This is a genomic window from Neobacillus sp. DZ-9 (assembly GCF_059587065.1).
In genome coordinates this window covers 1-10,387 of sequence record NZ_JCAIOL010000032.1, presented here as the reverse complement: position 1 = coordinate 10,387, position 10,387 = coordinate 1, and the positions used below count along the sequence as shown (strand labels likewise).

At 36.3% G+C, this 10,387-nt stretch carries 10 protein-coding genes; 7 read left to right on the top strand and 3 right to left on the bottom strand.

Going from position 1 to position 10,387, the window contains the following annotated elements; all coding sequences use genetic code 11:
• The coding region (locus AC59HZ_RS31005) for a transposase (protein ID WP_496549554.1) at positions 1–501 on the top strand (501 nt) is incomplete at its 5' end.
• A 557-nt stretch (positions 502–1,058) separates the two neighbouring features.
• Positions 1,059–2,408, top strand: coding sequence for an FAD-binding oxidoreductase (locus tag AC59HZ_RS31000; protein ID WP_496549553.1), 1,350 nt, complete (start codon positions 1,059–1,061; stop codon positions 2,406–2,408).
• A gap of 206 nt (positions 2,409–2,614) precedes the next feature.
• Here AC59HZ_RS31000 and AC59HZ_RS30995 read toward each other — a convergent pair whose 3' ends face one another.
• Entirely contained in the window at positions 2,615–3,085 is a 471-nt protein-coding gene (locus tag AC59HZ_RS30995; RefSeq protein WP_496549552.1) for a FixH family protein, read from the bottom strand.
• Positions 3,086–3,110: 25 nt separating this feature from the next.
• Complete coding sequence (locus AC59HZ_RS30990) at positions 3,111–4,484, bottom strand: PepSY-associated TM helix domain-containing protein (protein ID WP_496549551.1); 1,374 nt, start codon at positions 4,482–4,484, stop codon at positions 3,111–3,113.
• Positions 4,485–4,685: 201 nt separating this feature from the next.
• Between AC59HZ_RS30990 and AC59HZ_RS30985 the strand changes: the two genes are divergently transcribed.
• The 4 genes from AC59HZ_RS30985 to AC59HZ_RS30970 all read left to right on the top strand — a co-directional run bounded on the left by AC59HZ_RS30985 (position 4,686) and on the right by AC59HZ_RS30970 (position 7,597).
• A complete protein-coding gene (locus AC59HZ_RS30985) occupies positions 4,686–5,399 on the top strand; it encodes a response regulator transcription factor (protein ID WP_496549550.1) in 714 nt (237 codons plus the stop codon).
• 2 nt (positions 5,400–5,401) lie between these two features.
• Positions 5,402–6,808, top strand: a complete 1,407-nt coding sequence (locus tag AC59HZ_RS30980; protein ID WP_496549549.1) for a sensor histidine kinase — start codon at positions 5,402–5,404, stop codon at positions 6,806–6,808.
• 65 nt (positions 6,809–6,873) lie between these two features.
• On the top strand, positions 6,874–7,437 hold the full coding sequence (locus AC59HZ_RS30975; RefSeq protein WP_496549548.1) for an SCO family protein: 564 nt from the start codon (positions 6,874–6,876) through the stop codon (positions 7,435–7,437).
• Positions 7,430–7,597 (top strand): hypothetical protein, encoded by a 168-nt coding sequence (locus AC59HZ_RS30970; RefSeq protein ID WP_496549547.1) that lies wholly within the window; start codon positions 7,430–7,432, stop codon positions 7,595–7,597. The genes AC59HZ_RS30975 and AC59HZ_RS30970 overlap by 8 nt, the downstream gene beginning before the upstream one ends.
• A 57-nt stretch (positions 7,598–7,654) precedes the next feature.
• Here AC59HZ_RS30970 and AC59HZ_RS30965 read toward each other — a convergent pair whose 3' ends face one another.
• The gene (locus AC59HZ_RS30965; RefSeq protein ID WP_496549546.1) at positions 7,655–8,374 is read right to left on the bottom strand and encodes a DUF8832 domain-containing protein; all 720 of its coding nucleotides are present in this window, start codon (positions 8,372–8,374) and stop codon (positions 7,655–7,657) included.
• 495 nt (positions 8,375–8,869) lie between these two features.
• Here AC59HZ_RS30965 and AC59HZ_RS30960 point away from each other — a divergent pair, with 495 nt between their 5' ends.
• Positions 8,870–9,535, top strand: coding sequence for an LbetaH domain-containing protein (locus AC59HZ_RS30960; RefSeq protein WP_496549545.1), 666 nt, complete (start codon positions 8,870–8,872; stop codon positions 9,533–9,535).
• Positions 9,536–10,387: the final 852 nt, after the last annotated feature.

Genomic DNA, 10,387 nt, shown 5'->3' with positions numbered 1-10,387 from the left:
TTAGAACAATTATTAGAGGAATATGACCTCGCTGTAAAACAACTCGAAAGAGTTGAACAACAAGTTAAAGAAGTTCTCAACAAAATACCATTCGCAAAAAAACTACTTATGATTAAAGGAATAAGTGAAATTTCATTAGCCGGGATACTGGGTGAATCGGGAGATCTAAGTGGTTTTTCTCATGGAAACTCTCTATTACGTCATGCGGGATTACACCTAGCTGAAGCGAGCTCAGGCAAATGGAAAGGTCAGATTGTCATTTCAAAGCGTGGAAGGTCCAGACTGCGACGATTCCTCTACTTAGCAACTATGAGCCTTGTGATGAATAACCCTGAGTTTAAAGCCCTCCATTCCCATAATGTGAAGGTAAAGAAGTTAAAGAAAATGAAATCAATTATGAAACTGATAGGTAAACTAGCAAGGATTTTTGTAGGAATAGCACGAAGAAATGAGTCTTACTGTCCCAATAAAATCCAAGTCGTAATCCCTTTAGCAGCATAGGAATAGAAAGTATAATATATAGTTCTCTTTAATATTGAATGTTGTCTTATTCGTAGGATTTCAAATATGTACGGAGTACCAGGTTTCTTCAACAAAAGGGCACTGTGACCCATCAGTTTAGCATAACTGGCCTCCACCCCTTGGAGAGGCATGACGAAGGAATGAGAGGGCAATTGACCCGTTGAGACATGGGAGGGAAAGCCTCCAGGGGCGGCGTGGAGATGTACATTATATGGTAAAATATGGAGTGGTAGCTGACTCCTTTATTTAACTATGCCTTCACGAAGCCAATATGATCTGAACTCATTTCATTTACCCGTGATTCCAATTACAAGGGTTATGAAATCCTGCGAATAAGTGAGCATTCGAGAGATATTCGTATTAAACTGAGGGAGTTGAAGAAGTGAAGATTCTTCTTTAAGGCAAAATAGGAGGACTACTGTAAAGGGGGCTGTACTTTGTTCTAGTCTGATATTGATATTGAGTAGGATTTATGCCGTTCCACCACCTTTAAAAAAATCATAGATTGGTATAAAACAATTAAGGTGGTGAAAAGTATGAAGACGATATTGACGGGGCGAATTGTGCTCCCTAATGACCCAGAGTATCCAAGAGCTCGGATAAATTATAATCTAAATCTCTCTAAGTTTCCTGGTGCAATTGTTTTTTGCCAAAATGAAAGGGATATCGTTAATGCATTAAAGTGGGTTAGAGAAAATAACGTTCCTTTTCGGGTAAGAAGTGGCAGACATAGTTACGAAAACTTCTCCCTATTAAATCGTGGGCTAGTTATAGATACAAGCGACATGGATCAAATATCTGTAAATGTCAAAGACCGAACAGCTTCGATTCAAGCAGGCTCCAATTTAGGACATGTATACTCCACGATATGGGATTACGGAATGGCTTTGCCAGGTGGTACAGAGTTTAGTGTTGGTCTTTCTGGATTAACATTAGGCGGGGGAATTGGGATGTTAACAAGAATTTTTGGACTCACATGTGATAACCTCATTAGTCTTAGAATTGCTATTCCCAAAGGGGAAAGAGGTGCACAAATTGTTGAAGCTAGTAAAGAAAAAAACTCTGACTTATTTTGGGCATGTTGTGGGGGAGGCGGTGGTAACTTTGGTATTGTGACCCAATTTAAATTTCGGTTACATCCAATTACCAATGTATCCATCTTCACGGTAGAGTGGGACTGGGAGCAATTAGAAGAAGCATTCCAGGCTTGGCAAGATTGGGCGCCATTTACGGATCCAAAATTAACCTCCTCGATTGAATTACATGCAAAAGGTAAAAATTTAATTATCGCAGAAGGGCAATATATAGGGTCATCGGACAAGCTAAAAAAATTAATTAGACCACTCGTGAAACATACAAAACCTAGAAAAATAGAAATCTCCAACGTGCCTTTTATTCAAGCAGTTGAACATTTTAATGATCCGGCCGGAAATATTCCTTCCTTATTTAAACGATCAGGTTCATTTATTTATGAAGCCCTTTCTCCAAAAGCTATTTTTATTATGAAACAATTTCTAGCGAAAGCACCAAACGAAGAAGCCTCTATTTGGCAACAGTCATTAGGTGGTGCTGTTAAACACATTTCTCCAAAAGAAACAGCCTATTATCATAGGAATGCGATAATTGCACAAGAATATTTAACAAAGTGGACCAATGAAACAGAAGCAAGAAAAAATATTAAGTGGACTGAAGAATTGAGAGTCGCATTAAAACCATATATAAAGGGTGATTATGTCAATTGGCCAGATCTTTTTATAAAAAATTGGCCAGAGTCATATTATGGGGAGAATTTTAATAGGCTAAGGAAAGTTAAAACAGAAGTAGATCCTCATAATGTATTTCGTTTTAAGCAAAGTATTCCACCATTTGATTTTATAGAAGTATGACTGTTTATAATTGCTATGGAAGTACGCTAGAATTGGCAAAGAAGATGGATTTGCTTTATATCGTGATAAATAAGTGTTAAGCCCCTCTCGTTAGAGAAGGGCTTTTAACAAGGTCTAATAAAAAGACAATAGATTTTCTTGTTCAACTAAAGCCTGCTTTGCCTTTACAATACCTGTTTCTAGTTTAAGGATTCAAAGAATAACTTTTAATGATGATGTTCAATACTTCCATTTTCATGTTGTGCTCCTTTTTTAAGGAAGCTAATATCACTTTCAGAAAGTTTTCCCACAATAAACTGTTTTTTAGGCATAATAATAGAGCCTTTGTTACTGGCATGCACTTTTATAAAGTAAAGACCCTCTCGATCAAAGCTTTTAGTTAAACTATACGTTCCGTATTTTTCGTCATGAGCTTCCTCCATACCATAGGAAACAGAACCATCTTGTTTCCATATTTCGAAATGAACAAAGTCTGCCCTTTCGACCTTTTTTCCACCTTGAGTAAGAACGGCTTTAATCGTTTCCTGATGATTAGCCGAGAACGATTCCGGGATCATGATGTTTAATTCGAGAGGTTGTTCCTGTTTATATAGATTTGCCACATCCTTCTCACCTGAACAGGCAGTTAGCAAGAAGCTGAACATAACGGAGAAGAAAAAGCATACATATTTTTTCACTGTATAAACTCCCTTTATATTTGAATTAAGCATTTAAAAATCTCTTTATGGCAGGAATTCTTTGAATAATGAACCAGTCCAATATCCATACAAAAATTAGTGATAATCCTACTAAAGGAAACAATATACCTAAACCAATCATAAGAACTAGAAAAGGTTTCATGTTTTTGATACCTGGAGCCTTTGGTGCACCTAATTCTTTTTTTGGCTTGCGTTTCCACCATAGATAAAATCCACTAACGGCCACAAGAATAATCCCTAAACAAATAAACAGACTGACCAATTGGTTGATCAAACCAAACTGCGTTCCTTTATGCAGGGTAATTCCCAAAGCCACGATTTTTCCAATTAGTCCGTAATTATCATAACGATAATCAGCTAGAACAGCACCGGTATATTGGTCAATATGCATTGTAACTTCATCCTGCGCTTTTGATGGAAATGCAGAAAAGGTATATACGCCCTCTTTTTCTTGAGGAATGGAAATCGAGTAACTTGGATCAATCCCCTTACGCCTCGCGATCGATACCACATCATCTATCGATAGTGGAATAAAGCCTTGAATTTTGGAAGCAGGGACATCCAAATTTTCTGCAGCCCAAGGAACCTCTGCTATGTCCTTAGTTTTTATAGTAGAAGCTGGCGCGCTGCCCGACCAGATAGATGGGGGATACCCTGCACCCGAATTGGTTGCGATTGTTTGAAAATGACTGCCCCAGAAACCCGACCAAGGTAAACCAGTCATGACTAAAAATAACATTCCTGCTGCGATCCAAAAGGCAGGTACGGCATGCAAATCTCGTCTTAATATCTGTTTTCCCTTAGTTAATCTTGGAATAACAACGCCAGATAGACTTTGCTTCTTTTTGGGAAACCATAAATATAGTCCAGTGATCATTAAAACGATTGTCCAGCAAGCTGCTAACTCAACAATCCGATCCCCCATCGTACCAGCCATTAACTCACCATGAAATTCTTCGATTTTATCCATTATTCGGTTCTCTTTATTTAACTCCCCCATGATTTTCCCTGTGTAAGGGTTAATAAAGATGGTAAGAGATTTATCTTTGAACGTGATGCCGACTTCGCTTGACCTCGAAGTGCTTTCGCCTGGACGATATTGCGTTACTACTGAGTTTGGATATTCCTTCTTGACTTCCTCAATCTGCTGAGCTGCAGATACTCTTTCTCCTTTAGGGGTCACGTGGTAGTAATCCTTATAAATCACTTGTTCAATCTGGGGCTTAAATAAATAGATGGAACCTGTGATAGAAAGAATAATAAGAAACGGCGCAAAAATAATACCAGCATAAAAATGCCATCTCCATAGGATTTTATAAAGAGAAGTGCTTGTTTGTTTTTGATTTTGAGTCGTCGCGTTTACTTTAACGGTTTCCATTTATTCTGTACTCCTCTTTTTGTAAATAGTTATAGTAGAATCTCTATCTGCTTGTTTCAAGCATATAAGAGATTTGTGAGAAAAATGTGAAGTAATCCATTTTTTTTGAATAGAATAGCGACAAGAAAAAATAGGACATCAGCAGTCGTTAAAAGTGGGGGAAATCTCACAAAAACTTCACAATTAAAAGGTAAGATAGGTATGATGCTTGTATTCGAATCAAAAAAGCGAGGAAAAGATTTGATGGGTGTAACAATTATGATCGTCGATGATGAAGAACAGATGAGAGAATTAGTGAAAACATTTTTACAAAATGAAGGATATACCATATTACAGGCTTCAAACGGAATGGAGGCCCTTTCTAAAATACATAAGAAAATGCCAGACCTTATACTTGTCGATATTATGATGCCATATATGGACGGTTTTGCCTTTGCTGAAGAGGTGAAAAAAATACATGATATCCCACTCATTTTCTTATCTGCTAAAGGAGAAGAATGGGATAAGGTGCATGGATTAAGAATTGGCGGGGATGATTATATCGTCAAACCTTTTCAATCGGGGGAATTATTAGCCAGAATCGAATCAGTTTTAAGAAGAACTAAGAATGTAACTCAGTCAAGTGATCGATTTAAGGTTGGTCCGCTGATTTTAGATGTTGATTCCCATACAGCCCTGCTCGATGGCATCCCCCTCTCTCTAACTTTAAAGGAGTACGAACTCCTTTCTTTACTGGCTAAAAATAAAGGGAAACTGTTTTCGCGAGAACAATTGTTACGTTTGATTTGGGGCTACAACTATACGGGCAGTGAACGAACGGTTGATACCCATATAAAGACATTAAGGCTAAAGCTTAAAAGTCATGGCACACTTATACAAACCATTTGGGGGAAAGGTTATAAATTTGAGGTGTAACTTTGAAGAATTTGAATGTTACGTTGAGTCAAAAAGTACTCATTCTTATTTTGGGTATAATCGGATGCACCATCCTTTTTTCCTTTTTCTTTCTCCATTTTCTCTACAAGGATTTATATTTAAAAAGCATTCGTGAATCTGTTGTTTACCAGGGAGAAAATACCGCTTCCCATTTTCATTATGGGTCATTAAATGAAGAGATAATCGATAAGATTCATTGGTTTAATATCGTTTCAGAGTATGAAGTGATTGTTGTTAATGACTTTACAGAACTAGACGAACATTTTCCTTATAAAATCGACGGGGAAGCACTATTAAAACGAGGTGACCAAAAGAAATTAGACCAAGGAGATTATATAATTAAAGAAGGATATGTGAAAGAATTTGACCGAGATATCGTTGGGGCAGTGTTTCCTATTCTGAGTGATACAGGAATTATCGGGCTGGTTTTTATTTATGTCCCGCTCGCTGCCATGCAGGAGGTATTTCAAGGGAGTATTCCAATCCTCATCCTTGTAGGCAGTGTTTATTTTCTCTTGTTGTTTATTGTAGTCAATCGAATTCGCCATTCCTTATTCAAACCATTAACCGAAATGCAAAAGCTATCGAAAGAAGTGGCAAAAGGAAATTACACAAGGCGCCTTGAGGCGAAAAATCTCGATGAGGTGGGACAGCTGGCGGAAGCTTTCAATTTAATGAGTTTATCTTTAGAAAAACAAGAGGAACGAAAGAAGGAGTTTATTTCAAATGTGGTCCATGAATTAAGGACTCCGCTAACTTACATAGGCGGTTATACACAAGCGCTTAAACAACGTTTATATACCTCTAAAGAGGAAGCAGAAGGTTATTTAACTACGATTGAAAAGGAAACCGACCGCTTGAACAAAATTGTACATGATTTGATTGATTTGAATTACTTACAAGAAAATTTATATGTACTTGAGAAGGAACCGATAGCGATTGCCCAGCTCCTCTTTGATACACTGGAGCTTTTTCACATCCGATTTGCTCAAAATAAAATCGAGGTCGAAGTAAATATTGAAGAGGACATCATCATCTGTGGTGATGGCAAACGAATGGAACAGGTTTTCTATAACATTATCGATAATGCGGTCAAATATACTTCTGACCGAAGTGAAATAAAGATTGAACTGCGTCAGGATGAGGAAATGATGATTTTCCGTGTGACCAATAAAGGGAATGTGATTGAAAAAGAAGATATTCCTCGCATTGGGGAACGTTTTTTTCGAACCGATAAGGCACGAAGCCGTTCTACAGGAGGTTCTGGATTAGGCATATCGATTGTAAAGCAAATTGTGACCTTGCATAACGGGACATTTTCGATTACAAGTGATCCAGTGGAGGGGACCATTGTTATCGTTCAAATACCCGTTTTACAGGATGAATAGCTGACTTTCAATTTATTCAATCAAAGGAATTACGAATAAAAAGATAAGGAGAAACAAGTTTTTATATGAGGAAACCTTGGCTGATTTTATGTTTATTCTGTTTTACTATATTAACCGCATGCGGGATGAACAAAGATGGTTCCTATCAAATCCAACCATTTACGTTTACGGATCAAAATAAGCAGCCATTTGGAGCAGAAAACCTTAAAGGGAAGGTATGGATTGCTAACTTTATCTTTACTAATTGTGAAACAGTCTGTCCGCCGATGACTGCCAGCATGGTGGCACTTCGTGACGAAATGAAAAAAGAAAAGCTTCAAGTAGAGGTTGTATCGTTCAGTGTTGATCCTGCTGTTGATACGCCCGATGTATTGAAAAGCTATATCGCGAAATTTACGAAGGATGATTCAAACTGGCATTTGCTGACTGGCTATGATCAAAAGGAAATTGAGACGTTTGCGAGGGAAGAATTTCAGACTCTCGTCCAAAAACCAAAATCATCTAATCAGGTGATCCATTCAACGAGTTTTTATCTTATTGACCAAAACGGGGAGATCGTGAAACATTATGGATTTCAGAAGTCTCACTTTAATGAAATAATAAACGATATTAAAAAACTACGTGATTAATAAAGCGGCAAAAACGGAAGAACCGAAAAAAGAAGAAACAAAAGCAGCGGATGTTACAACCACAGATTCTGATAAATCTAGCACTCTTCCGCTAATTTTATCAGTGGTTTCAGTTCTTCTTTCACTAGTCGCTCTGGTAATGGTATTTCGTAAAAAGTAATATGATAAAAAAACGACCGATTCATCCTCTGAATTGGTCGTTTTTTAACTTCAAATACTATTCAACATTGAAAACAAACGGAACGGTCAGAATATGACCATCTACATTAAATTGCCCCCAGACCTTGTAAACACCCTTTGCTGGGTAATAGGTCATGAATACAACATAAGGGCCTTTCCCTTTGGGATACAATGGATGAATATGCATGAACTGTTTAACGTCCTGATCAATCGATGTTGCATGTCCAACCGTACCCAAGTATGGTTTTAAGTTGGTTATTTGTTTATTTGTTTTTGCATCCTTTAACGTAAATGTCATTTCTATATTTTTTTTTGCTTTTGGTTTTCCATCAAAAGAAAGGGATACCTTTGTTCCATCAATAACCTTAGTTAGGCTTGTTTCAGGTATAATCGGTACCGTAGCTGGTATTGGACCTTTTACAGTTAGCCAGTGGTTTTCTATACTGTAATCACCAGCTCCTACGGGTGTCATTTCAGCAATGAGTTTATAATCTCCAGCTTTAGGAAATTGGGTAGTAATTTTGAATAATCCATTGCCTTCAAATGTAGGATGAATATGAGTAAAATAAGAGAGGTCTTTACTAACCACAACTAAATGCATCTTTTTGGTGCTAACCGTCTCAAATTCCTTAATAGGTTTATTATTTTTATCCTTAACAAGTATTGATATGGTCACATTCTGGTTAGGTTTTATAACTTCTGGTGCAGACCATTCTGAATTTGTTTCATTTCCACTAACTGGCTTCATGTTCATCATTTGAGGCTTATTTGTGTTTATAGGAACATTAACTGCACCACATGCAGATAACAATAAAGTACTTATTAATAAGGGTATAATGAAAATACTTTTCAAAGGATACACCACATCCCAATTATTTGGATTTTAATATGTTGACCATTTTTTATGTAAAAAATAAATCCAGTATCTAGACTAGATTTCATAATGATTTGAGTCATTATTTGTTTTCCAAAAGAAATTGTACTAATTTATTATGAATTTTAAATGAAAAAACAGTTAAAATTTCTTAGTTTTTGCTTAAAAATAAAAAGGCGTTCTTCTATGAAAAGTCGAGCTACGCCAAATTCTCTGCAACATTGTGAACTTTTATTTTACAAAAAACATTTGTTTAAAATAGGAAATAAAGAAAGCCGTTTTCTTTTATTAGGAAACGGCATTTTAATCAGGTATTAAATTCAGAAAACTTACGTATTTTTATTATCAATAATAAGTTTTCATTTGAAAGGAGAAAAAATGTGGAATCATCCAAGTAATCAATATAAACCCCTAAATATTTATAGTTACTTTGTAGGTTCCAATCCTCAAACATCTGTGAATCCATCTTTAAAGTATCCAACCATCAGCAAAACAGCTTTCTTAAGTCCCTTTACTTTTATCGTCGGGGACGTTACCATTCGGAAAAATACTTATATTGCACCATTCGTAAGTATTCGTGCGGATGAAGGAACGCCTTTTTATATTGGGAAGAATACCAATTTGCAGGATGGGGTAATCCTTCATGGGTTGAAAGATAAATACATGGAGGTTAACCGTATGAAGTTTTCGATCTATATTGGCGATTGGGTATCTTGTGCTCATGGATCCATGATCCATGGGCCATGTCGAATTGATGATCGTGTTTTTATTGGATTTAATGCAATTGTTTATAACGCATGGATAGGTGAGGGCAGTTTTGTCTCCAAAGGATCAGTTGTCACGGGCGGGGTAAAACTTAAGCCCAATAGCTTTGTACCTCCAGGAGCCAGCATTGATACACAGCAAAAAGCAGATGTATTATCCCGAGTTCCTATAAATCAGGAGGAATTTGTTAAGGAAGTACAAAGGGTCAATCAGGAATTTCCTTCAGCCTATTCCATGTTTTTTGGTAAAAATAGATGTTCATGCGGGTTATCCTGTTGAAAGTAAGTTATCAATTAATAAATCACATTTCAAACATGGATAGATGGATTAGGCAAGGATGAAATGAAACGAAACTTTCCATTTCTTATCGTTATTATGACAGTCACTTTATTCCTTAATTTTTTTATATTTCTTCTGATAGAAGTCTATACTCTCCTTCTAATGTGGTAAACTTTCTGCACATTAAAAGGGGAGTTTTTTATAGTTGTGGACAAGTATAATAGGGATTAGGATATTTTTAAAAAATGGGTTTATTGCCCGATAAATCCCTATGATAGATTAAGGACCGACATCTATATGAAATTACATCTATAAAATCAGGTAATTTCTATTATAGTGTCTGGACTAATGGTTCTCTGCCATTCTTCACTTCTACTAATCTTAGTATGTTTCTTGTAGTGCTAAAGGGACAGTTTAGCTGATTAAGAAAACATCATAGGGAACACAAAAATGAGGTGTTCTACTAATGAAAAGAATCATTACTTTTATAAAGGCATCTATTTTAGCTATTGACCATAAAAACTAAATGCTTTTAAAAACTTCTTTAAGGTTAAAATTTTCCGCAAAAAGAAGTTGACTTTCATGCAGATTATTTGTTATATTATTATTTGTCGCTTAGGAGGAAAGATAAACTTCAAAAAGAAGTTGACTTCTATGAAACGAAATGTTATAATTGAATTCTTGTCACTAATTAAAGTGATGTATTGTTCTTTGAAAACTAAACAAACAAAAACGTCAACAAACAATAATATTCGTTTCTTTTGAAACGAGCCAACGTTTTATTTTATGAGCTAATCAACTTTCTTGGAGAGTTTGATCCTGGCTCAGGACGAACGCTGGCGGCGTGCCTAA